Origin of the sequence: Flammeovirga agarivorans, assembly GCF_012641475.1 — a bacterium.
GTDB classification, from domain to species: domain Bacteria; phylum Bacteroidota; class Bacteroidia; order Cytophagales; family Flammeovirgaceae; genus Flammeovirga; species Flammeovirga agarivorans.
Window position 1 is genome coordinate 726,357 of sequence record NZ_JABAIL010000001.1, and the last position, 24,731, is coordinate 751,087.

At 34.0% G+C, this 24,731-nt stretch carries 21 protein-coding genes; 8 read left to right on the forward strand and 13 right to left on the reverse strand.

Going from position 1 to position 24,731, the window contains the following annotated elements; translation table 11 throughout:
* Positions 1-88: 88 nt before the first annotated feature.
* The 7 genes from HGP29_RS02990 (at position 89) to HGP29_RS03020 (ending at position 8,377) form a co-directional block, all read left to right on the forward strand.
* On the forward strand, positions 89-433 hold the full coding sequence (locus tag HGP29_RS02990) for a hypothetical protein (RefSeq protein WP_168880827.1): 345 nt from the start codon (positions 89-91) through the stop codon (positions 431-433).
* Positions 434-571: 138 nt separating this feature from the next.
* A complete protein-coding gene (locus HGP29_RS02995; RefSeq protein WP_168880829.1) occupies positions 572-1,594 on the forward strand; it encodes a pseudouridine synthase in 1,023 nt (340 codons plus the stop codon).
* 101 nt (positions 1,595-1,695) lie between these two features.
* The gene (locus HGP29_RS03000; RefSeq protein ID WP_168880831.1) at positions 1,696-3,039 is read left to right on the forward strand and encodes an NAD(P)/FAD-dependent oxidoreductase; all 1,344 of its coding nucleotides are present in this window, start codon (positions 1,696-1,698) and stop codon (positions 3,037-3,039) included.
* Between the two features lie 162 nt (positions 3,040-3,201).
* Positions 3,202-6,003: a phosphoenolpyruvate carboxylase gene (locus tag HGP29_RS03005; protein ID WP_168880832.1), complete on the forward strand. Its 2,802-nt coding sequence runs from the start codon at positions 3,202-3,204 to the stop codon at positions 6,001-6,003.
* A 126-nt stretch (positions 6,004-6,129) separates the two neighbouring features.
* The gene (locus HGP29_RS03010; protein WP_168880834.1) at positions 6,130-6,966 is read left to right on the forward strand and encodes a transporter; all 837 of its coding nucleotides are present in this window, start codon (positions 6,130-6,132) and stop codon (positions 6,964-6,966) included.
* Positions 6,911-7,633, forward strand: a complete 723-nt coding sequence (locus tag HGP29_RS03015; protein ID WP_211093184.1) for a DNA alkylation repair protein — start codon at positions 6,911-6,913, stop codon at positions 7,631-7,633. The genes HGP29_RS03010 and HGP29_RS03015 overlap by 56 nt, the downstream gene beginning before the upstream one ends.
* A gap of 60 nt (positions 7,634-7,693) precedes the next feature.
* Entirely contained in the window at positions 7,694-8,377 is a 684-nt protein-coding gene (locus HGP29_RS03020; RefSeq protein WP_168880836.1) for an energy transducer TonB, read from the forward strand.
* Here the strand turns inward: HGP29_RS03020 and HGP29_RS03025 are convergent.
* From HGP29_RS03025 to HGP29_RS03085, 13 genes are all read right to left on the reverse strand, one after another.
* Positions 8,374-9,465 carry a BamA/TamA family outer membrane protein gene (locus HGP29_RS03025; RefSeq protein ID WP_168880838.1) on the reverse strand — a complete coding sequence of 364 codons (1,092 nt, stop codon included), beginning with the start codon at positions 9,463-9,465 and terminating at the stop codon, positions 8,374-8,376. The two genes, HGP29_RS03020 and HGP29_RS03025, sit on opposite strands and share 4 nt — an antisense overlap.
* Positions 9,466-9,473: 8 nt before the next feature.
* Complete coding sequence (locus HGP29_RS03030; protein ID WP_168880840.1) at positions 9,474-10,046, reverse strand: DNA-3-methyladenine glycosylase I; 573 nt, start codon at positions 10,044-10,046, stop codon at positions 9,474-9,476.
* 70 nt (positions 10,047-10,116) lie between these two features.
* Positions 10,117-11,724, reverse strand: coding sequence for a ribonuclease Y (gene rny, locus HGP29_RS03035; RefSeq protein ID WP_168880841.1), 1,608 nt, complete (start codon positions 11,722-11,724; stop codon positions 10,117-10,119).
* 95 nt (positions 11,725-11,819) lie between these two features.
* Positions 11,820-12,107 carry a cell division protein ZapA gene (locus HGP29_RS03040; protein WP_168880843.1) on the reverse strand — a complete coding sequence of 96 codons (288 nt, stop codon included), beginning with the start codon at positions 12,105-12,107 and terminating at the stop codon, positions 11,820-11,822.
* A 170-nt stretch (positions 12,108-12,277) separates the two neighbouring features.
* A complete protein-coding gene (locus tag HGP29_RS03045; RefSeq protein WP_168880845.1) occupies positions 12,278-12,835 on the reverse strand; it encodes a hypothetical protein in 558 nt (185 codons plus the stop codon).
* A 63-nt stretch (positions 12,836-12,898) separates the two neighbouring features.
* Positions 12,899-15,325, reverse strand: coding sequence for a phenylalanine--tRNA ligase subunit beta (gene pheT, locus HGP29_RS03050; protein ID WP_168880847.1), 2,427 nt, complete (start codon positions 15,323-15,325; stop codon positions 12,899-12,901).
* A 156-nt stretch (positions 15,326-15,481) separates the two neighbouring features.
* Positions 15,482-16,540, reverse strand: coding sequence for a GAF domain-containing protein (locus HGP29_RS03055; protein ID WP_168880849.1), 1,059 nt, complete (start codon positions 16,538-16,540; stop codon positions 15,482-15,484).
* Between the two features lie 12 nt (positions 16,541-16,552).
* Positions 16,553-17,140 carry a methyltransferase domain-containing protein gene (locus tag HGP29_RS03060; protein ID WP_168880851.1) on the reverse strand — a complete coding sequence of 196 codons (588 nt, stop codon included), beginning with the start codon at positions 17,138-17,140 and terminating at the stop codon, positions 16,553-16,555.
* 70 nt (positions 17,141-17,210) lie between these two features.
* Positions 17,211-17,804 (reverse strand): glutathione peroxidase, encoded by a 594-nt coding sequence (locus tag HGP29_RS03065; protein ID WP_168880853.1) that lies wholly within the window; start codon positions 17,802-17,804, stop codon positions 17,211-17,213.
* Between the two features lie 99 nt (positions 17,805-17,903).
* Positions 17,904-18,314, reverse strand: a complete 411-nt coding sequence (locus tag HGP29_RS03070) for a hypothetical protein (RefSeq protein ID WP_168880855.1) — start codon at positions 18,312-18,314, stop codon at positions 17,904-17,906.
* A gap of 13 nt (positions 18,315-18,327) precedes the next feature.
* Positions 18,328-19,239: a M28 family peptidase gene (locus tag HGP29_RS03075; protein WP_168880856.1), complete on the reverse strand. Its 912-nt coding sequence runs from the start codon at positions 19,237-19,239 to the stop codon at positions 18,328-18,330.
* Positions 19,240-19,336: 97 nt separating this feature from the next.
* Positions 19,337-20,056 (reverse strand): hypothetical protein, encoded by a 720-nt coding sequence (locus HGP29_RS03080; protein ID WP_168880858.1) that lies wholly within the window; start codon positions 20,054-20,056, stop codon positions 19,337-19,339.
* Between the two features lie 73 nt (positions 20,057-20,129).
* Positions 20,130-21,947, reverse strand: a complete 1,818-nt coding sequence (locus tag HGP29_RS03085) for a DUF885 domain-containing protein (protein WP_168880860.1) — start codon at positions 21,945-21,947, stop codon at positions 20,130-20,132.
* A 613-nt stretch (positions 21,948-22,560) separates the two neighbouring features.
* Here HGP29_RS03085 and HGP29_RS03090 point away from each other — a divergent pair.
* On the forward strand, positions 22,561-24,450 hold the full coding sequence (locus tag HGP29_RS03090) for a glycoside hydrolase family 36 protein (protein WP_168880862.1): 1,890 nt from the start codon (positions 22,561-22,563) through the stop codon (positions 24,448-24,450).
* Positions 24,451-24,731 lie beyond the last annotated feature (281 nt).

The window sequence follows — 24,731 nt, forward strand, 5'->3', positions numbered from 1 at the left end:
AAAAAGACAACTATCTATTAACAAAGTAAACATTGGTAGTATTGGGTATCACTTGCCAAAAATTAATTATCAAGAAAACAATTAGACTATGATTAACCATGTAGACTTTTCAGGACTTTATGATGTAGCAGATGGAGATGAGGATTTCTTAGTCTCTGTATTAATGGTAATAGAGAAGAACTTGAATGAATTTCCAAATCAACTACAAACTCATTTAGACGAGAACGATACAGTAGCTTTTGCTAAAAAGGCACACAAATTAAAATCAAGTACAGCCTACCTAAAACATAAGGATTTAGAAACCCTGCTTTTATTTATGGAAGATGGGAATGATGTTGAAATATCGGTCTTACAGGATAAATTAGATACCTTTCAGCAAGTTGTAAAGGTGATTTTGGACGATGTTCAACAGAAAATCGATGAATTAGGGTAAATCTTTGATTTTGTTTTCATAAATAAGGTGTACAATATCAGAAAGTTCGCGAACTTTGTAATTGTTGGTTTGTGTTATGCAATACATAAACCTTTTACTGCCGTGTTGGCAGCATGTGTTACCTTCTAATAAAATTAGATGAAAAAGAATACTCCTAGAAAAGGAAAATCAAATACTAGTCCTTTCAAGAAGTTTATGAAAGAGAAACCAAAACGAGATGAGTTCCAAGAAAGAAGTTTTGGTGGACCTAAGAAAAGAATTTCCAAGAAGAGCGAGGAAAAACAAAAGCAGAGGAAAAACGAAAAGATTAAAAAGACAGCTTATAGCCCTTTCGAAAAAGGAACTCAAAAGCCTGTTTATGATATCAAGAAGGTAATGAAAGTTACCAAAGAGTTAAAAGAAGAAAAGCCTGAGGTTAAAAAAACTTCTGAAACTCGTTTAAATAAATACATCTCAAATGCAGGTGTATGTTCCCGTCGTGAGGCAGACCAATTGATTGCTGAAGGTAAAATCAAGATCAATGGTAAAGTGGTCACAGAAATGGGATACAAAGTAAAACCAAATGATAGAGTTGAATACGAAGGAAAACTACTGAAAAAAGAAAAGTATGTTTACGTATTATTAAACAAGCCAAAAGGTTTTATTACAACTACTAAAGACCCTCAAGAAAGAAAAACGGTAATGCAATTGGTGAAAAACGCTTGTGATGAGCGAATTTACCCTGTAGGCCGTTTGGATAGAAATACTACCGGACTTTTATTATTTACTAATGATGGTGAGTTTGCAACAAAAGTAGCACACCCTTCTAGTAATACACAAAAGATATATAGAGTAGAATTAAATAAGTCATTTAAAGAAGAGCATGAAGAAAAACTTCGTGATCCAAACTTCGCTTTAGAAGATGGACCAATCTTTATGGATGGCTTGTCTATTAATGGTGACGATAGAAAAGAAATTGGTATTGAACTACACTCTGGAAAAAACAGAATTGTACGTCGTATCTTCGAATCGTTTGGTTATCAAGTAGAAGTTCTGGATAGAACAGTGTTAGCAGGATTAACGAAAAAAGATCTACCAAGAGGTAAATGGAGATACCTTTCTGAAGATGAAATGATACAGTTGAAATACTTATCAGGACTAGATAAGAAAAAGAAAAAATAATTTAAAGAGGAAACAGAAATGTTTCCTCTTTTTGTTTTAATCGAGTGTAAAGTATGTTAATTTTATATCAATAATTATTTCAACACTTTTATGCTATTCATATGGTCCAAGCTACTTTAGATGTCCCTGACTTGCATATCCCAAGAGTCGTTATTATCGGTGGCGGCTTTGCAGGATTAGAACTTGTCAGATCATTAAAAAGTCAAGAGGTACAGGTAGTCTTGTTGGATAGAAATAACTATCATACATTTCAACCCTTATTGTATCAAGTAGCTACAGCAGGCCTAGAACCGGATGCGATTGCATTCCCGATAAGAAAGCTTTTCCATAATTATGAAAACTTTTACTTTAGGTACTCTGTAGTTCAAGAAATTGACACCCAACAGAAAGAGGTAGTGACTAACTTAGGTAAATTAAAGTATGATTACTTAGTGGTCGCTTCAGGGTCAAGAACTAACTTTTTTGGTAATGAGAATATACGGTATCACTCAATGCCATTAAAAACTGTTGTACAATCTCTTCAACTAAGAAGTTTATTACTCCAAAACTTCGAAAAAGCACTTCAAACTAAAGATCTAACAAAACGCGAAGCTTACATGAACTTTGTTATTGTAGGAGGAGGTCCTACAGGAGTGGAGTTAGCCGGTGCGTTATCAGAATTAAAGAACTATGTTTTACCTGTAGATTATCCAGAATTGGATGTTCGTAAAATGCAGGTTCACCTTGTAGATGCAGGTCCAAGAGTTTTAGCAGCGCTTTCAGAAGAATCTTCAGCATCTGCTGAGAGGTACTTAAAGAAACTTGGGGTTCACCTTCATTTCAATACATTAGTAAAAGACTATGATGGTACCACTGCGATTACAATTAAAGATGGAGAAGAAGGACAATTATTAGGTCGTAATCTGATCTGGTCTGCAGGGGTAGAAGGAAATGCTCCAAAAGGATTTGATGCCTCTAAAATTACTGAAAGAGGAAACCGAATCTTGGTGAATGAATTTAACCAAGTAGAAGGAGTACAAAATGTATTTGCCGTTGGTGACGTAGCATGTATGAAGCTAGAAGATTTTCCAAACGGACATCCCATGGTGGCTCCAGTTGCCATCCAACAAGCAACATTGTTAGCCAAAAACCTGAAATGTTTAATAAATGGAAAAAGCTTAAAACCCTTTAAATACCAGAACAAAGGTAGTATGGCTACCGTTGGTAAAAACAAAGCTGTTGTTGAAATAGGTAAAACACGTTTTAAAGGGGTGTTTGCGTGGTTTATATGGATGTTTGTCCATATTTTATCATTAATTGGATTAAGAAACAAAGCGATTGTGTTTATTAATTGGTTTTGGAACTACTTGAACTACGATAGATCCAACCGATTGATTATAAGCAGATTTAGTAAAGAAGAAAGGAAAGAAAAAAGGGATAAAGGTAAAGCAGGAGTTGTGATTTAAAGGTAGTTATTGTTAGAACTATTTTTGAAATAAACAAATAAAACAATTATTTACTTTGATGATGTATATCTCATTTTTTTTTTAAATTTTATATTATTCTTGCATATAGAAATCGTAAACGAAAGAATTTATATTCTCATAATTTAAAATCTCATAATAACAATGTCTAAAGAAGCAGCAAAGGTAACTCCTCTAAGTGCTCTTGAAGTTGTCAAGAAACACTTAGGAAAACCTTACGAAGATTTAGAATTCTTACTGAAGTGCCTTCATGAAGTACTTATGGATAGTGGGGAGGAAGAAATGGCCAACGCTATTCCATGGATTAACGAACAAACTCCAGAGCTTAAGAAATTTGATGTAAAATATATGCAATTGTATTCTATCGTATTTCAATTATTGAATATGGTAGAGGTTAACGGTGCTGTTCAGTCAAGACGTAAGAGCGAAGAAGATAAAGGCTTAGCAAGCGTAAAAGGTCTTTGGGGTGAACGTCTTAAGGCTTTAAAAGAGCAAGGTTATACTCAAGAGCAGATTGCTAAAATATTACCATCAGTAAAAGTTGAGCCAGTACTTACTGCTCACCCTACTGAGGCAAAAAGATCAACAGTTTTAGAGCACCATAGAACATTATACTTATTATTAGTACAAAGAGAAAACTCTATGTTTACTGGTATTGAGCAACGTTCTATCAATGCTAAAATTAAATTAATATTAGATACTCTTTGGAGAACTGGTGAAATCTATATTGAGAAGCCAGATATCGCATCAGAGAGAAGAAACGCAATTCACTACTTAACAAACGTATTCCCTGAGGTATTACCTATCTTAGATCAACGTTTCCAACAAGCTTGGGGTGAAGCAGGTTTCGATAAGAAATTTATCAATAAAGTAGATCATAGACCAAGAGTTTCATTTGGTAACTGGGTAGGTGGCGATAGAGATGGTCACCCAGGTGTAACAAATGAAGTAACGGCTGAAACATTAAGCATTTTAAGATTAAATGCATTTGTATTAATCCGTCGTTCATTATTCAGCTTGGTTAAAAAATTATCTATTGCATGTGATTTAGATCAGGTGCCAGAGGCTCTTCGTACTCGTATCTATGAGTTAGCGAAAGAACTTGGCGATGCTGGTAAAGATGCGTTAGAAAGAAACGTAGGTGAAGCATTCAGACAATTTGTAAACCTATGTCTTGCTAAGCTTCCAGTAGAAGTAAAAAGAGAGCATGCTGTTGAATTATCAGAAAGCGAATTCAAATATACTTTTGCATCAGAACTAAAAGCAGATTTAGAGTTATTACAATCAGCTTTAGAAGAGTTTGGTGCAAAAAGAATGGCTTACTCTTACTTAAATGAATCTATTAGAGTATTAGATACTTTCGGTTTCCACTTAGCGAGATTGGATGTACGTCAAAACTCTACGTTCCATGACAATGCGATCGCTCAATTATTGAACGCATCATCTATGGACGGTGATTCATTCTTAACATGGTCTGAGGAGAAACGTTTGGCATTCATGAACAATGAATTGTTATCAAACAGACCTTTCACTCACCCATCTACAAAACTTCCTAAAGAAGCAGATGCTGTTACTTCTGTTTACAGAGTATTAGCTGAATATATCTCTGAATTTGGTACTGCTGGTATCGGTGCATTGATCGTGTCTATGACTAGATCTGTATCTGACCTTGTTGCAGTATACTTATTAGCGAGAGAGGCTGGTTTAATGGAGCAAACTCCAGAAGGTTTAGTTTGTAAACTTCCTGTAGTGCCATTATTCGAGACAATTGAGGACTTGGAAATTAGCCCTCAAGTGATGCAAAACTTCTTGGATCACCCAATCACTCGTCGTTCGTTAGAATACCAAAGAAAATTAAATGGTAAAGAGAGACCAGAACAAATGGTAATGGTTGGTTACTCTGACTCTAACAAAGATGGTGGTATCTTAGCTTCACAATGGTCACTTCACTTCGCAGAATCTAGATTATACGAAGTAGGTGAAAACAGAGGTATCGATATCAACTATTTCCACGGTAAAGGTGGTACGATTTCTCGTGGTGCTGGTCCTGCTCACTGGTTTATCCAAGCTTTACCTCATGGTGGTGTAAATGGTAACATGCGTTTAACTGAACAAGGTGAAACAATTGAACAGAAGTACGCAAACAAAATGAACGCTTCATACAACATGGAGTTATTAATGGCGGGTACTATGGCCAATACTGTTACTGACCAATTAGGTAAGAAACCAGCTCACCCATTGGAGAAAGTAATCTCATGGTTAGCTTCTGAATCTAGAAACTTCTATGTTGATTTATTAGAAGATCCTAAGTTCATCAAGTTCTATGGTGAGGCTACTCCAATTGATGCAATTGAATCATCAAGAATCGGTTCTCGTCCAGCTCGTAGAACAGGTACAAGAACATTAGCCGATCTTAGAGCAATTCCTTGGGTATTCTCATGGAGCCAAGCTCGTTTCAACATGACATCTTGGTACGGTGTAGGTTATACATTAGAGAAACTTTCAAAAGAACGTCCTGAAGACTTCGCCCAATTGAAAGAAATGATCAACCATGATCCTCTAATTCGTTACGTATTCACTAACATCGATACTTCATTAGAAGCAACTGATGAGAAGATCATGAAAGAATACGCTGCAATGGTAACTGATAAAGATGTTAAAGAAGATATCTTAAACAAAATGTTATCAGAGCTAGCTAGAACTAGAAAAATGATGGATAGCTTATTGAAAACTTCTTTTGCTGAAAGAAGAGCTAACCACTATTACTCTAGCTTCTTAAGAGCTGAAGCATTGAACCCACTTCATAAACAACAAATTAAATTGTTGAAGAAATGGCGTAAAATGAAAGCTGATGAAAAAGCGAATCCAGAAGATGTAGAGGCAGTATTATTCCAATTACTGACTTCGATCAACGCAATTGCTGGTGCGCTTAGAGCTACTGGTTGATACCAACGCTGTTACAGCTTTAGATATAATAATCCTTGTCCGTTTATTCGGACAAGGATTTTCTTTTTTGGAGTAATTGGGTTTCATACAATAATTAATTAACTTCAGTGAAACTCAAAGACTCATATGAAACACTTCAATCTCGCATTCTTATTACTTTTTGCATTACCTTTTTATGCCCATGCCCAATACAGTGAAAGTATTACAACAGACAGACCTGGTTTAACTTTCTCTCCTTATACATTAGGCAAAAAAGTAGTACAGATTCAATCTGGATACAATATTTCAGGAACAGAATTTAAGGATATAGACTCTCAATCTAATGGGTGGTTATTTACAAATTTTCTAAGAGTAGGTTTATCAGAGCATTTTGATATTGAAGCCGTCATTGATTTACAAAGTGATAGAGTAAAAGTAAATAGTGTTGATGTTGATAGTTTACGCTTAAAAGGAATAAGTAATACTCAATTGGGTATACGTTATAATTATACTAAAAATGATGGTTGGGTACCTGCTTTTGGTTTTCAGGGAAGATTACTGCTTAGAGCAGTTTCCAATGATTACAAGAGAGAAAAAGTAGGGATGGTCTTTAATTTTATGACGAGTAATCAAATAAATAGTTGGTTGTCGTATAATATGAATATCGGAGCCTACTTGCCGAATACCGGAAATAATGATTATACTTTACCTTCTACATTTAATTTTGGTATTACCATAAATGATAAATTCGGAACATTTGTTGAAATGTTTGGTAACCTAAACAACTTCAAGCCAGGAGTAGATACAGGTCTTTCTTATCTGATATCCAATAATTTTATGTTGGATATAGGAGGAGGGATTACACCTACAAAAGATTCAAATACCTGGTTTACGGAAATAGGATTGTCATATAGATTTGATTGGAGAAATGGAACAGAAACAGATAATAGACCAAATAGTGAAATCATTAGAGCTTTTGATTGATGAAAAGAAAGTTGAAGCTCTTCCAAAATTTTTTAAAGCTTTTCCAGGAGGATATGGAGAAGGAGATCATTTCTTAGGAGTAACGGTGCCAAATATTAGATTAGTAGCAAAAGAAGCTTATCTATCATGTGATATTGATGTTATTCAGAAACTATTGACAAATAAATACCATGAAGTGAGAATGTGTGCTTTAATCATCATGCTCCATCATTATACCAAAAAACAGATACCTAAAGATCAAATTATTGAAACTTACATCCATCATTTAGATTATGTCAATAACTGGGATTTGGTAGATACCTCATGTTACAAACTTTTAGGAAGACATATTTATGATGGTAGGATGTCATCAGATATATTATTTGAGTTAACAAAATCAGGCGAACTATGGAGAGAAAGGGTAAGTGTTGTGGCTACAATGTATTTCATCAAGAAGGATGATTATGATATTGCTTTCAAGTTATGTGAGTACCATTTAGGGCATCAACATGACCTTATGCATAAAGCAGTTGGTTGGATGTTAAAAGAAATAGGTAAGCGTAATGAAGAAGCTGAAATTAAATTTTTAGATGAGCATTATAAAAAAATGTCAAGAACAACTTTGAGGTATGCGATTGAAAAGATGGATGAACGGATAAGACAATCCTATTTGAAAGGTGAAATTTAAAGGAATAATACAATAAAATTTGATATTTATAGTTATAGAATTAAATACATCCTACATAAAATGAAATTTACTTACATCTATTTACTCCTCTTATTACCAATACTTTCTTTTGCTCAACATACCCCGGAAGAAATCTCAAAGGAGTATGTGGCCTATGCTTACGATTTACTAGAAAAAGAAGATTATGATCATGCATTAATTAAAACCGATGAAATCATCTCTTTATTACCAAGAAGTACTGCTGAATTGCAATACATTAGAGCGCTTGCTCACCATCATTTGGATTTAGATATCGAAGCTCAAAAAGAAGTGGAAGATATGTACAACTATCCTATGACAGATGAACTCAAAATGCATGCAGATGAATTATCGCTTCTTCTAAAACATGAAATTGTAAAAGAAGCGAATACTGAAAAAGATACTTCAGGAAAAATCTACAAAATGGCTGAAGTAGGAGCGAGTTACCCTGGGGGAATGGGGGAGTTCTATAATTGGTTTCATGGAGCACTACATAGTCATGGAGTAGATAGAGAAGGACATGGTAGAGTATATGTACAATTTGTTGTGAATATTTATGGCAATTTGGATGATGTAAAAATCATAAAAGGTGTAAGTGAAGACGTTGATCAACAAGTCTTGAAAATATTAGGGGATTGCCCGAAATGGATGGTAGCTGTACAAAATGGAAAACCAGTAGAACAAAAAATTGTATTGCCATTAAATTTAGAAGAGCACCCTTACTAGAAGGCTTCACCAATTAAAAAGTAAAATCCATTGTCATTTTTACCCCATGCTGCGTCTACACCAATATTGATATTGTATTGTTTGGAAGCTCTATATCTAATGCCTACACCTCCGGCTGGTAGAAATGGAATATCATTACCCTCTGAAAATACGGTTCCCATGCCATAATAGAAGTTGGCTCCCCAATTTTTATAAAACCTCCATCTTAGTTCTGTTTGAGCTATATACAATTGTTCTCCACGATATTCTCCTTTATTGTAGCCTCTTAAATCTTGGAAACGAGTACCACCAAAACCCATAACATTTTCTTCTGAAAAGGGTACATCACCAAATAGAGTAGCAATATTTGCTTTAGAGGCTAAAATCATATTATCCCTGAATGAATGGAAATATGAGAATTCTCCATATAACCCAGTAAAAGTAGCGTCAGAGCCTATTCCATTAAAATAGGATAAAGAGTATACATTGGCATAAAAACCCTTTGTAGTAGAGAAAATATTATCTCTAGAGTCATAATCGAAAGTAAGGCCAATCCCTGAGGTTACAAACTCTCCAATATTAGCAAGTTCAAGGATTTCGTTTAATGTATCGTTATCGAATGATAAATTATTTATACCATAAGTGTAAATAGGTCCGAGAAATGCATTTTTGAAAACTTTTGTTGAAAAACTAGCCTGAACAGAAGAAACAGTATTTTGGTAAGGAACTATAGTAGAGGGAATATTTGGTAGAATATTATCTGTAAAAAACTGGAAATTTACTTCTGTAGTAAAGAATAATAATCGACTTCTGAATCTATCTTGAGAAAAGTAATTTTCTTGTAATAATGCCAACCACCATGTCGAGTTTTGAAAATACATGGCTTGCATAAAGGTCATGGAAGGAGGTGAAATGGTGTCGTTTTTATTTAACTTATAAAACGCCCCAATATTTGCACCGCCACCCCAACCAAAGACTTTATTATTCGCAAGGTTAGGTATACCTAGTAATTGTAGGTTTTTTTCTTTTTTGGTAGAATCGCTTTCGGCTTTTTGCCCAAATACTGTGCAGGAGAAAATTAAAAGAAGAGAGAGGGTAATGGCTTTCATAATATGGGTTACAATAGTTCTTGGTGTCTAAAACAATCTGTAGTGTGATCATTAACTAATCCCGCAGCTTGCATAAAAGCGTAGCATATGGTACTGCCGACAAACTTGAATCCTCGTTTTTTTAGATCTTTACTCATTGTATCACTAATAGGTGAAGTAGAAAGGACTTCATCTCTAGAAGTGACTTCGTTTTGAATAATTTTATGATCAACAAAGTTCCAAATGTATTTGCTAAAAGATCCAAATTCCTTTTGGACTATCAAATAAGCTTTTGCATTTGTAATGATAGCATTTACTTTTAGTTTATTTCGGATAATACCTTTGTCTTGTAGAAGTTCTTCTACCTTACTAGAATCATAATCTTTGATTTTAGAAGCATCAAACTTATCAAAAACTTCTCTGTACCTTTCTCTTTTTTTCAAGACTGTACTCCAACTTAAACCTGCTTGCATTCCTTCTAAGCAAAGCATTTCGAAAAGCTTCTGATCATCATATTCTGGAACTCCCCATTCCGTGTCATGGTATTCTGTGTCAAGTTCACTTATTAAACACCATGAACATCTTATTTTATCATCACTCATAAAAATAATTTACAAAAAAAGGTCGATCAAGTATATTGATCGACCTTTAAATATTGAATTAATACCTAAACTACTTGGCAAAGTGAACAGAGCGCGTTTCGCGAATAACTGTTACTTTAATTTGTCCAGGATATTGCATTTCTGTTTCGATTTTGTTGGCAATATCAAATGATAATTGTCCTGCTTCAGCATCTGGTACTTTTTCAGCATCAACCATCACTCTCAATTCTCTACCAGCTTGAATTGCATAACACTTATGAACTCCCTTGAAGCCCATTGCTAATCCTTCCAGTTCTTTTAGACGTTGGATGTATGATTCCATCATCTCTCTACGAGCACCTGGTCTAGAACCAGAGATAGCATCACATGCTTGAACGATAGGAGAGATAAGTGTTGTCATTTCAATCTCATCGTGGTGAGCACCAACAGCATTACAAACATCGGCAGATTCACCATATTTCTTCGCTAAGTTCATACCTAGAATAGCGTGAGGAACCTCAGGCTCTTCTGGCCAAACTTTACCAATATCGTGAAGTAAACCAGCTCTTTTGGCTACTTTAGCATTAAGGCCTAATTCAGATGCTAAAGTACTCGCTAAGTTTGCAACTTCTCTAGAGTGTTGTAATAAGTTCTGTCCGTAAGAAGAACGGAATCTCATTCTACCTACCAACTTAATTAATTCAGGGTGTAGACCATGAATACCTAAGTCGATCACTGTTCTTTCACCGATTTCGATAATTTCGTCTTCGATGTTCTTTCTTGTCTTCGCCACCACTTCCTCGATACGAGCAGGGTGAATACGACCGTCAGCTACTAACCTGTGTAATGAAACTCTTGCGATTTCTCTTCTTACAGGATCAAATCCTGAGATGATGATTGCTTCAGGAGTATCATCAACAATAATTTCAACACCAGTACTTGCTTCTAAAGCTCTAATGTTTCTACCTTCTCTACCAATAATTTTACCTTTCAATTCATCTGATTCAAGGTTAAATACTGATACACAGTTTTCGATGGCTTGTTCAGCAGCTGTTCTCTGAATAGTAGTAATTACTGTTTTACGAGCTTCTTTAGTTGCAGTCATTTTAGCCTCTTCCATGATATTTTTAATATGCATAGAGGCTTTTGTTCTTGCTTCGTCTTTTAAGGCTTCGACAAGTTGTTCACGAGCTTCTTCCGCTTTTAAGTTAGCTACTTTTTCAAGTTGTTCTACTTGTTTTAAGCGTAGTTGCTCTGCTTCTTCCTTAGCTCTAAAAGTAAGTTCTTTTTGCAAGGCAAGTTCTTCGAAACGCTCTTCCATTTCTTTATCTTTCTTTTTGAAAGATTCAACTTGCTTAGCAATAACTGCTTCTTTTTGTTTTTGTTTTGCTTCTTGTTGTTTTAAACGATTTTCAAATTGTTTTAATTTGTTCTCGTTTACGTTAAGCTGATTTCTTCTTTTTGCTGTTTCAGAATCAAAGTCTTGTTTCATTTTTAAGAACTTCTCTTTTGATTCGATCAGCTTTGTTCTTTTGATGCTTTCAGCTTCCTTCTTTGCATCTTGAACAATGTTTTGTGCTTTATCCTTTGCTTCTGTTTCCAGTCCCTTCAGCACTTTTTCTAGCAAAAATCTTCCGATGCCAATACCTGCGCCCAAACAGCCAACGGCTGTTAAAGCTATAATTATGGTTGTATCCATTTGTACGTACAGATGTCTGTGCGTAGTTCTTAAACTACAGTTTAAAATATATATATAAGCTAAAGGAAACTACCGTATCAGTGGAATGTGTTTATCTACTGTAAGATGTCGTCAAGTTGTTTGTTTAATGCTTTCAAACGATCATTTGTATTTTGTAACTCGTCTCTTTCTGTCATTGATTTTACAATCAAGTCGAAAGCGGTGATAGTTAGAAGATCCTTAATTTCTGCGTTTGGTAAAATGGCCTTTTTTTCCTCAAGAAGGTGATTCAACAGATCTGCAGCTTTAAGCAGCAGGTGTTCTTCAGTTTTGGTGGCTTTTACGTTGTATACTTTACCACAAAGTTTTAATTGTATACTTTCTTTAGGAGACCTTAATCCCATTCTACACTGCAAGTTTTTTTGGTTATTTACCTCGGGTAAGAGGCACAAATCTAATCGTTCGAATATATCTATTAAACCGTTTTGACTGACGATTTAAGTAAAATTCCCTTTATAAAAATAAATGTACTCTAAAAATTGGAATTTTTTGTGATTTAACGAAAAATGATGATTTATTTTTTAGATAATCGATCGATTTCTTCGTTTAAAAGTTCTATTTCTGTTGATAATTCCTCTTTTTCTGATATACAACGAGTATTTTCTGCTTTTAATGAGTTGTATTTTTCAGCCATTGCTCTCAACTGAACTACTTCATCCTTAAGCTTTTGATTTTCTTTAATCCACTCTCTTTTTTGTTGATTAAATATATCAATAGTTTCATCCTTTTCTTCAATGGATAATCGTAATTGATCGATATCTTGGTTTAAAAATTGGATGACAGATTGTTGTCCTTCAGTCAGTTGTTGTGCCTCATCCCTTTCTTGAAGAAGTTTCCCTTTTTCAAGCATCAGGTTATTGATTTGTTCATTCCCCTTTGCGATCAGTGATTGTAATTTATCACTATGTTCCTGAATCTCAATCTGATTATCAACTTGCATTTCTAACACCTGTTGATTTTCTTGATAGTGAACCAGTTTTTGTTGAGCATCAGCATATAAAGCACTTAATGCAGTAACTTTTTCTACTAGAAGTTTTACTTCTTCGCTTAAATTGGGGATGATAGTTGACATACTTTCTTGGTGAAAAATACCTTCTCCTTCCTGTTCAACAAGAAGGAGAAGTAATAGTGGAAATTACTTACGAATTACCGCATTTAATTGTGTTTCGAAAGCTTTGATTAAGCCGTTCATTGCTTTATCAATAGCCTTATCATTTAACGTCTTATTCTCGTCTTGTAAGATGAAACTTACAGAGTACGATTTCAAACCTGCCGATAAGTGCTTACCTTCATACACATCAAATACGTTGATGTTTTTCAGTAATTTACGCTCAGTTTTTTGTGCAATTTCTTTAATTGAAGCAAAAGTCGCTTTCTTGTCTAATACTAAAGAAAGGTCTCTACGTACTTCAGGGAATTTTGGAATTTCCTTGAATTTGTAGTCAGCACTATACATTTTCACTAATGCAGACCAATCGATATCAGCATAGAAAACTTCTTGTTTTACTCCAGCAAGTTTTGCAGCTTTTGGATTAACCAAACCAACTGTAGCGATTACTTGTTTACGGGCTATATATTGCAAGCCGTATGCCACAGTGTCATTGTTGATGTATTCAACAGAAACACCTTGGATGTTTAAACGGTCAAAAATCTTCTCCACCAAAGATGAAACTGTATGGAAATCAGATGCTGTAGCTTTTCTGATCCAAGATTCATCTGTAGAAGTACCAGAAACAAAAATTGATAAATGTTCTCTCTCTTCGTAACCACTTTCTTCTTTGTGGTATGTTTTACCGAATTCAAAAACACGTACATTCTTTTGTTGACGTCTGATGTTATGATTAATTACTTCTAGACCACTGAACATCATCGATTGACGCATCACATCTAAGTCTGCACTTAAGATGTTTAAGATTTTCACATCTTTATCAGCGTCTAAATCACCAAGTTCAGTAGAGTACTTGCTTGTTGTTAAAGAGTTGGTCATGATTTCATGGCAACCTGAACCGGCAAGCATTTCAGTCACTTTTCTCTGAAGAATTTGCTTATCTTTCTTAGGGAATGAAGCTAGGAAATCAGCAGAAAGTGATTCACTTAGTTCAACACTGTTGAAACCATAAATTCTTAAGATTTCTTCAATAATATCTGCTTCTCTTTGTACGTCTACTCTATATGGAGGAACTGAAACTTTAATAGTTTCTTCTGTTCTTTCTAAAATAGAAATATCTAAACCTTCAAGGATTGAAATTACTCTTTCTTGTGGAATTGCTTGTCCAATAAGACGATCAACGTTTTTGAATTTGACATCAATAACGAAGTTCTCAATAGCTTTAGGATAAACATCTACAATCTCAGATGAAATTTCACCACCTGCTAACTCCTTGATCAATGCTGCAGCATATTTTAATGCAGTGATTGTCATGTTAGGGTCGCAACCTCTTTCAAAACGGAATGAAGCATCAGTTTTGATTGAATGTTGCTGTGATGTTTTTCTAATTACATCTGGGTGGAAGTAAGCTGATTCTAAGAATACACTTGTAGTAGCATCATTTACACCAGATTCGATACCGCCGAATACACCAGCAATACACATGTTTTCTGATGCATTAGCAATCATCAAGTCATTTCCTTTTAATTTTCTTTTCTCCTCATCTAAAGTGATAAATTCTTCACCTTCAGTAGCAAATTTCACATTGATCTCGTTACCTACTTTAGCTAAATCGAAAGCATGTAAAGGCTGACCTAATTCATGTAAAACGAAGTTGGTAATATCCACAACATTATTAATTGGAGCTAAACCAATTGAAGATAATCGTTGCTTCAACCACTTTGGAGATTCTTTTACAGTAATACCAGAAATAGTAATACCTGAATATCTTGGACAAGCGTCAGTATCTTGAACATTCACCTTTACAGGTGCATTGTTGTTATCTACTGCAAACTTGTTGAAAATTTCTTCTTGAGAAACGCTTTTAATTGGACGATCTAACAATACTTTCAAATCACGAGCTGCACCATAGTGAGATGATCCATCTACACGGTTAGGAGTAAGTCCGATCTCTAAAACGTGATCGTTTTCTAGGTTGAAATACTTTGCAGCGGGAGTACCATTTGGAAGATCTGTATCTAATACCATGATACCATCATGAGATGTACCAAGACCAATTTCGTCTTCAGCACAGATCATACCCATAGATACTTCACCTCTGATCTTACCTTTTTTAATTTTGAAGCTTTCTGTTGGTGATGGGAATAATTCAGCACCTACAGTGGCAACAATTACTTTTTGACCAGCAGCTACATTAGGAGCACCACATACAATTTGTACAGGCTCTTCAGTACCTAGATCAACTTTTGTTACCTTTAATTTATCAGCGTTTGAATGTTGCTCACATTCTAATACTTCACCAACAACCAATCCCTTTAGTCCGCCTTTTACTTCTTCTACTTCTTCAAGACCTTCTACTTCAAGGCCGGACATTGTTAATAGTTCATCAATTTCTTGAGGAGTTTTATCCTCTATATCCACAAGGCTACCTAGCCAATTTAAGGAGATTTTCATATATCGCTATTTTTGCCCACCGTGATAAAATCACAGTTATTTTTATTCTTTTTTACTTAACTAAAATGTTGAAAAATGAAAAGACACTTTTCAACGGCAAAAATAATAGGTTATTGCTAGAATCTGCAATAACCTATGCTTTGTTTGGTATTTATCTTAGAGTTGACCTCCTAATTTTTTAATTTCTTCGTTTTTTAACTCAATTTCACGTTCTAATTCTTCGATTCTTTGAGCTTTTTGATCTGAATTTTCTTTGAGCTCTTTGATTTGCTCTTTATAAGTCGATTCAGAGGTCCTCATTTTATCAAAAGCTTTCTTTAAGACTGCTTCGTTATGTTGCATCTTTACGTTGGTAGCTTCTAATTCTTTTTGCTTTCTGTGCATCTCCTCTTGAGTTGCTTGTAGCTCTTCAACATTTTGCCTCATCTCTTCTTCCTGAGCTCTCATTTGCTCTGCTTGAATTTGAGAATCTTCTAATAAGGACTTCATTCGGTCTGAGTTCCTTGTAGCTGCAATTGAAGAAGCAATTGTTTCCCCAAGTTTAATAACAAACTCTCTCTGATAGTCTGGCATTTCGTTTAGAGAAGCCAATTCGATAATGCCATAAACTTCTTCATTCATCATCATAGGAGCGATAAATAAATTGGTTGGTCTGGCCTTACCTAATCCACTTGTGATATTGATGTATTGCTCAGGAATTTCTTTCAAATACATTGGTTTTTTTTCAATAAAAACCTGACCTACTAACCCTTCTCGAGGTTTAACTGTCTTGTTAATGTATTTCTTTCGTTCATAAGCATAGGCAGAGATTAACTGAAGTTCTTTTCTTTCCTCAATGTTTTCATTGATCACAAATAAACCTCCTTGGGTTACCTTTAAATAGCGGACCAAACTGTTGATAATCTTATCACAAAGTTCTTCTAAATTACTCTGTGATGTTCTTAAAATATCAACGAAAGTGGTTAATCCATTTGAAACCCATTCTCTTTCTTTTTCTATGACTTTAAGTCTTTCTCTTTGAACCTTAACCTTTTCAATAGCTTCTAGGAGAGGAGAGTTTTCAAGCTTTTCTAAAGAAGAAAGATCTTCTTCATTGAGTAAAGCATTTGTATAATTTAATGCTTCATTCAATTGATTATTGAGTTGCTTGTTCTCTTCTTTCAATTTTGCGTATTGATCAAGCCATAATATTTTAATGCCTATCTGTTTATTCATTATTGAGGTCAATTATTTCTTCCTAAGAATAAAAAATAACTCATTTCCTTGCCTAGGTGGTATACTATTATAGCAATCTTCCATTTGCTCAATGCTAAAATATTTACTGAATAATGGTTGGTATTCTTCTATAGAACCTCCAAAAGGAGGGCCATCCTGAGTTAAAGGAAATTTGAATAACAACCCAGCAAGTTTTCCTTGGCTATTTAAGAAACGATGCATTTCTTCAACATATTGTACTCTTAAATTAGGATTTAGAGCACAGAAAAAAGTTTGTTCAATGATTAGATCAAATTTTGTGCTAATAGAAGCGTCAAAGAAGTTTTCACAGAACAAATGTTCTTTAGGGAAATCAGGGACTCTATCTAAAAAGCTTTTAATAGGTTCTTCAGTAATATCAATGGCATAGACATTCTTGAAACCTTGATTCCATAGATATTCTAATTCATATCCATTTCCAACACCTGGTATTAAAATGTTGATAGATTTGTCTGTCAGTTGATCTATATATTCTTTGATGGGTGTACTAGGGTAACCAATATCCCAACCTGTATCATTGTCCTTGTAATGCTTTTTCCAATAATTCTTATTCAGTTCCATAATTTATAAAAATAAAAAACCTCTATACATATCTAAATATATATAGAGGTTAATGTAATATCTTAATAGATTATTTTGCGATAGCTTTGATTACTTCATCATCTAAAGGTTTAATGTTGCTGTTGAAGAAATCTTTCAACTCACCTTTGTCATTGATGTAATATTTACAGAAATTCCAGCTTGGAGCTTCATCATTCCATCCATTTTCACTCGGATCAGATAACCATCTGTACAATGGAGATTGGTCGTCGCCTTTTTTGACATTCACTTTTTCCATCATTGTGAAAGTTACCCCGTAGTTTAATTTACAGAATTCAGCGATTTCTTTGTTACCACCTGGCTCTTGGCCACCAAATTGGTTACATGGAAAACCTAAGACAACTAAATCGTCTTTATATTTTTCATGTAATTCTTGTAGTGCTTCGTATTGAGGAGTGTAACCACATTTAGATGCTGTGTTTACAATCAATATTTTTTTTCCTTTTAGTGTTTGAAAATCTAGTACTTCTCCACTTAATGTTTTCATCTTGAAAGAATAAAAAGCAGATTCGCGCTTTCTGAATTCATCATCATAAGTCGTTTCAGGACTTGTTTTGTGAACTTTGGTACAAGCAAGTAATGCAATTGAGCTTATTATAGAGAATATGGTAATAAATTTTTTCATATCCGGTCAGTTTAATTAATCGTAGTTGAAATAAAGTAAGTGAACAGTAAATGTTAATAAGTTCTAATTTAAGAGAAAAATATAACTAATCAAAGATTTTTAAATTAAAAGCCACTTTTCTGCTTCAAGTATATCATCAAAATAGTTCAATTGGAAGGCTGTTTCGTCTTTTACGTTATCTAGAGCTTCTTCAAAAGAAATTTGAGAAAATAAATCACTAGAAACGGCCCAACCCATTTTTCTTAGTTCTATCTTCTTGTGTATCTGTATGTTTCGTTCGTTGATCCACTCTTGTGTATCAGGTTTTATTTTGTAATATGCACGGATTGCATCTACTAAAATTAATTGAGGTGAAGTTTCTTCAATAATCTCAAAATATTTGTTCAATTCTTCTCTATAAAGTTTCTCTGATAGATTTATTGGAGTATTCCAAGAAGATTTTATAATATTATGGGTTTCATTATAGCTGATTTCTTGAAAATCACTTTTATATAACTGTTTATATTCCATAGTGGCCATATGTTTAACGTGTGATTTCTGTTATTGCAAAAAAAGTACCTTTTACTACTTCAGACATTTTTTGAAAGTTTAAAGTTTCCGGTAAGTCTGATTTTAAATGATAATGAGGGTTTCTAAAATAAGAGGTGTCTGTCACCATTAGTGCATTTTGCTTAAAATTCCAGTAGTTTCTATGATCTGAATTGGCTAACCCTCTAATTGATGAAGGAGCATTAATAGAATACGTTGGAACTTTTGAGGTGAGTTGTAGTCCTCTCTTGAACTTCTTAACGGTATTATGGTTATCTAAATTGCCAACTAATGCTATAAAATTGGCTTCTTTTGGATATAACATGTTTAAAGATGAAATCGGATAGCTTTGTGAATTTTTGCTATCATCGAAATATCCAATCATTTCAAGACATACCATTAACAACATATCAATGTTATCCTTATAATTTTTTTGAGCATGGATATAACTACCCATTCCTTTAGTTGTAAAGAATGGTCGCTCCTCATTGGCATAAGCAACAAGTTCAACACAGAAGTCTATGTTCGGATTATGTAGCTGTAATAATCGAGCAATCTCTAGTACCCCGGCAATGCCACTTGCATTGTCATCTGCTCCATGTTGGTCTCCAAAAGTATCGTAATGTGCACCTACAACTACTCTTGGTAGGTTAGGATCACCATAAAACGCTATTAAATTGATGTATTTATCACCGGCGGCTTCAAATTCTTGAAGCTTCACTTCATAACCATATTCTTCAAATGTGGTATGTATATAATCTGTGGCTTCTTTTTGAGCTCCCTTGTTTTTGTAATTACGATACTCACTTGTTGAACATAAAGCTTCAACATGTTTTCTTAATAAGGTGTGATCTGGTGTAATTGTATTGGCTAACTCTTGATTGAATGTGGTGTTAAAAGTGGGCATATATACCGTATATATACCAATTGATATTACAAGAAGAAATAGAATTAATAAAGATATTAAGAATGTTACTAGCATAGGTGTTTTATAAGTTAAGGGCTTAATCTGATTCTAACATATCAGACAATACCCCAAAGTCCATCAATTTTCTGTTGGTTAAAGAGAAAACCTTGCTGATTGTCTTTGGTGAATTAGCTTTTGCATGAGTAATTAGTTTCCCATTTTTATCGGTTTTCATTATTTCTAAAATAGCACCTTTTTGATAAAGTGGTATTTCCTGAGTACTAGTTTCTTGAATTATCATCCAAAATCCTTTTTTAAATCCATTATTTCTAAATTTTTTATCATTGGTCAAGTTAACCTTAGTAGCAACAGTATTGTTTTGAAAAATATAGTTAAAAGGTTTATCAAGTTTTTTGTCTTTTTTGAAGTGATAGGAGGTGCTATCGTTTTGTATTTGATTGAAGTAGGAAAAAGGCCCACATATAGCAAAAGGTTCTTCCTGAACGGTACAAAAAGTAATGATATTCTCTAAGTCTAAATCAAAAACCATTACTTCACTATCACTTTCCTTTTGTGACAATCCGAAATAGTTTCCTTGAGTAGGAGTGTACAAATAGAAAGTTTTAATCTCTCCATCTTTGGTTTGCATAATTTCATATGCGTTATCAAAAGTATATTCCTGTTTGAAATTCTCCTTATCGGATTGTTGCTCTAAATATTCAGCAAATGAACTGATAAAATTAGGTGTTTGTGCAAATAGTTTAGAGGTAATAAGTAAACAGAAAATGATACTATTTAGATACTGACTTTTATTCATAAAAAAATGCTGTCTTATTTTTGTACTATATTCAAAAATAAGACAGCATTTCTTAAAAACTAAATATTCTCAATTAACGAGCATGTGATGTGCCGATATATTGGTTGACAAGTTTTTCTAAGGTAGATAATGGAAGTGGGCCATTACCTAATACTACTTCATGGAATTGTCTTATGTCAAAAGCATCTCCCATTTCCAATTGTGCTTTATCTCTTAATTCTTGGATTTTCATCATTCCTACCTTGTAAGCTGTAGCTTGACCAGGCATTACAATATGGCGGTCGACCATTTTCTCACATTGACCATATGCCGATGGCGTGTTGGTAGTATAATACTCAATAGCTTCTTCTCGGGTCCATCTTTTAGCATGAATACCGGTATCTACAACTAGACGACAAGCTCTCCAAAGTTCCATTGCTAAACGCCCAAAATTTGAATAAGGATCTTTATAGAATCCCATTTCTTTTGGAATCCACTCAGAATAAAGTCCCCATCCTTCGATGTAAGCTGTATAGTTTCCAGCTTTTCTGAATTCTGGAAGACTACTTAGCTCTTGTGTTAATGCCAATTGCATATGGTGGCCAGGTATGCCTTCATGGAAAGCTAAGGCTTCCATTTCATAGATAGGCATTTGTTTAGTATCGTATAGATTTGCATAATAGTATCCTGGTCTAGAACCATCTTTGGCTGGTTCATTATAAAATGCTTTACCAGCTGTTTTTTCTCTAAACTCTTCCACTCTTTTTACTTGAATCGGAGCTTTGGGTTTGGTGATAAATAATTCATCCAAACGATTTCTCATAGCATCTATGATAGAAGTGGCTTCTGCTAAATATTTTTCTTTTCCTTCGTTGGTATTGTCATAGTAAAACTGTGGAGAAGTTTTCATGAACTTAAAGAAGTCTTGAAGCGTTCCCTCAAAGCCAACTTCTGTTTTAATGGATTTCATCTCTTGATGAATACGTTCTACTTCAGATAATCCAATCAAATGAATTTCTTCTGCAGTTAAAGCTGTTGAAGTGATATTTTTAAGACAATAAGCATAAAATTCATCACCATCTTTTACTTTCCATACTCCAGCATCTTGATTAGCACCCTTTTGTTGTTTTTCAAGCTCATGAATCAGCTTTTTATAAGTAGGACCAAAATAATAGACCATTGCATGATCGAATTGATCAATCAATAATTGTCTTTCTGCATCTGGTAATTCTAGTGTTTGAACTTTAGTAACAAAATCTTCTTTTAATGGATGATTCTTTGTACTCTTTGTTAAAGGGTTACCCGAAATTAGATTTTGGCAATCACTAAGAACTTTTGCATATAAATACTTTGGAAGAGTGTATCCATGTTCTCTTGCAGTATTTGATAAGTCAAGTTGCTGTTGAATATAATCGGGTGTTTTCTTTACTCTTGAAATATAGTCTTCAGCATCTTTTTTAGTGGTGATACTATGAAAACCAATTAGAAATGATGGAACGTGGCTTTGTGCTCCATACATCTGATTAAAAGGGTACTGATAATTGTGGTAACGTTCACCTTCTAATGATAATTTAATTTCTTCTTGGAATAAAGAAAGGCTTAGTGCTCTATCACTAGATAATTTCATTTGCTCAAATCGGTGTGATTCTCGCAATGCTGTTTTTTTATCTTTAAATTCTTGATAAAATTTTTCTTGAGAATAGTCGTCCCATTCGTCTTTTAGACGTTTGTCTCCACGGAAAGTTAAAGATTCTGGACTTTGTTCTAAATTGGCAAGGAATACACTATCAAAAAATACATCCACTTTGATATTATCATTCTCAGTTAGATGTGTCTCTTTAGTATTTTGACAAGAAGTTAACCACCCAAAAAAAAGTAATACAGCTAGTCGAGTCGTATAGAAGTTGGTCATTTGATACAGTATAAAAAATTTAAATTTCAATTGGCAAGTTGGTATTTTTCTAATTGGTTTCCAATCAATTTGTTAAATAGCCGGCGTGAACATAAGAATAATGTCAATTTTGTTCTTTTTTGTGTTGTAAATGAGTGATTTAAGCTGTATTTATTGATGTGATAGCACTTTCCTCTAATCATACAATTCACTTATACCTTTCATTACTAATGCTTATTTCTAAGCAATCAAATGAAATATATCTATTAAGTATAACCTGAATGATGACATACCTTTGATGAGTATTCCGGTTTATTTCATTCAATAAAAAAAGGTCTATCTTTTGATGGAGAATAATATTGAAATAGCGATGGAATAGTCTCTTGATTTAGTCCATTAAATTTCACTTTGCAATATGTGGCTTATCTTAATCACCAAAGTAAGTAGAGGTATGTAGAATTCAGACTATCGACTCCTCATTTCCATCAACCGAGCATGATAAACCTTGTTGTCTAGTATATAAAAATAGGTGTGATAAGAAATGAGAAAAGAATTGAAAGATAAGGGATCATAACATCAATAAATTTACATCATCATTGTATTCGTATAAAACAAACATCAATTGATTAAAAGTATGAAGACTATTAAATTCTTATGTTTTGTGTTTATTACTTTGATTATTGCGGGGTGCAGTAATACAAAAAGTATTAAAGAGCAAAACGATGTAGTGAACACTTCACCTAAAGCAATTAAGTTTAGAGAACTATTAGAAAACTCACCTTCAGTAATAGAAGATAAGGAAGGGAAAATCATTGATGCTAAAAACTATACAATACAAAGAACTTGGGAAGGCAATGTTTGTAAGACTGTATTAAAGAATACAGGTAAAGAAAATATCTTTCCCAAAGAAGTAATTCTTTTTTCATTAAATAAACATGGTATTAATCCTAATTCACCTGTTTATGGGGAGGGGTTTCAAATGTTACATCAAAATGGAGGAACGTTAGGACAGCATAAAAATATTGGATCAAACGCTGATAAATCACACTATAAATTGAAGGAGCTTAGAAACCTACCTACTGTTTATGGATTGTTGAATATCAATGTGGATGAAGAAGAAAACTTTATGTTGGGTTTTACTTCATGTAAAAAATTTATTGGGCGTATTGCTTATAATCATGAGCAAATGCATGTGGCGATCGATGCAGAAGGTTTGAAGTTAGCACCAGGAGAAAGTTGGACACTAGAAGACTTTATTTTTATAGACGGTGAAAATCAAGGTGATTTGTACGATCAGATGTCTGATGAGATTGTGAAAAATCACCCAGCTATGAAAAGTGAGACAATGCCCATTGGGTGGTGTTCTTGGTATTGTTACAAAGAAGATATCACAGATGAAATCATGATGAAAAACCTAGATATCTTCGCGAAGAAAGTTCCTGAAATGGAATACATTCAGCTGGATGATGGTTACCAACCGTATATGGGAGATTGGTTAGATCCGAACCCTGCTTATGGCGACGTTCGAAAAACTATTGATGGCATCGCGGCAAAGGGTTTTAAACCAGCTATTTGGGTGGCTCCATTTATTGCTCAAAAGGAATCTAGAGTGTTTAAAGAACATCCAGATTGGTTTGTAAAAGGAAAAGACGGGAAGCCGCTAAATTCTAAAACGGTAACGTTTGGTGGTTGGAGAGAAGGCCCATGGTATTGTTTGGATGGAACACACCCAGAGGTACAGAAACACTTTACTCATATCTTTAAGACAATGCGTGAAGAATGGGGTGTAAATTATTTTAAGTTGGATGCGAATTATTGGGGAGCGATACAAGAAGGGGCTTTTTATGATGAATCAGCTACACGAATTGAGGCTTATAGAAGAGGTATGGAAGCCATCTTAAAAGGTTGTGATGAGAACTCAGTAGTATTAGGTTGTAATGCTCCAATTTGGCCCTCATTGGGTTTGGTTTCGGCACAACGAACGAGTGCAGATATCAACAGGAAGTGGACAAACTTTAGAAAATTAGCTATTCAAAACCTAAGTCGTTGTTGGCAAAACGAAAAAATATGGGATGCAGACCCTGACTGTATTGTTCAGGTGGCAGATAGTCCTTTTAAAAGTGCTAAACCAACAGAAATAACAAAAGAGGAGTGGTTTTTCCATCTTACCTCTATCCATGCCGTAGGTGGTTTTGCGTTGAGCAGTGATAAAGCTGAATTAATGACAGATGAAGATTTTAGAATTCTAAAAAAACTATTTAAACCTACAGGTAAGGGAGCAAAATTTAAGAATTCAAAATTGGAAGTAGGAGTCACTGACTTAGGTGATACACAATACTATTATGTATTCAATTGGACAGAAGAACCCATTGATATTGATGTAGATATTATAAAGAAAGGAAATTTGAAAGATTTCTGGACTGAAGAAGAAATAGGAACTGTAGAGGGAAAGTATTCAGTAAAACAATTGAAGCCTCATGCAGCAAAATTATTAGTAGCAACAAATGCTAAAAAAGCTATTTAATTTATAAAAACTAGGTACTAGTAATTTGTCAGTCAATTAATGTATGACTACTAGAATTAAACATTTTATACAAAAGTAATCTTATTAAATGATGAAAAGCTCAAAGATATTCTTTGGGCTTTTTATTTTCCTTCAACTTTTAACTTCTTCATTTATTTATTAAAAGGTAATTTGGTACTTTTATAAGTTGTTTTCAGTCAATAAATTTAAATACTGATTTGATTGTAAGGATTAAACTGCTTTATCTTCCAATTGTCTACTAAGTGATTGGTTGAACATAG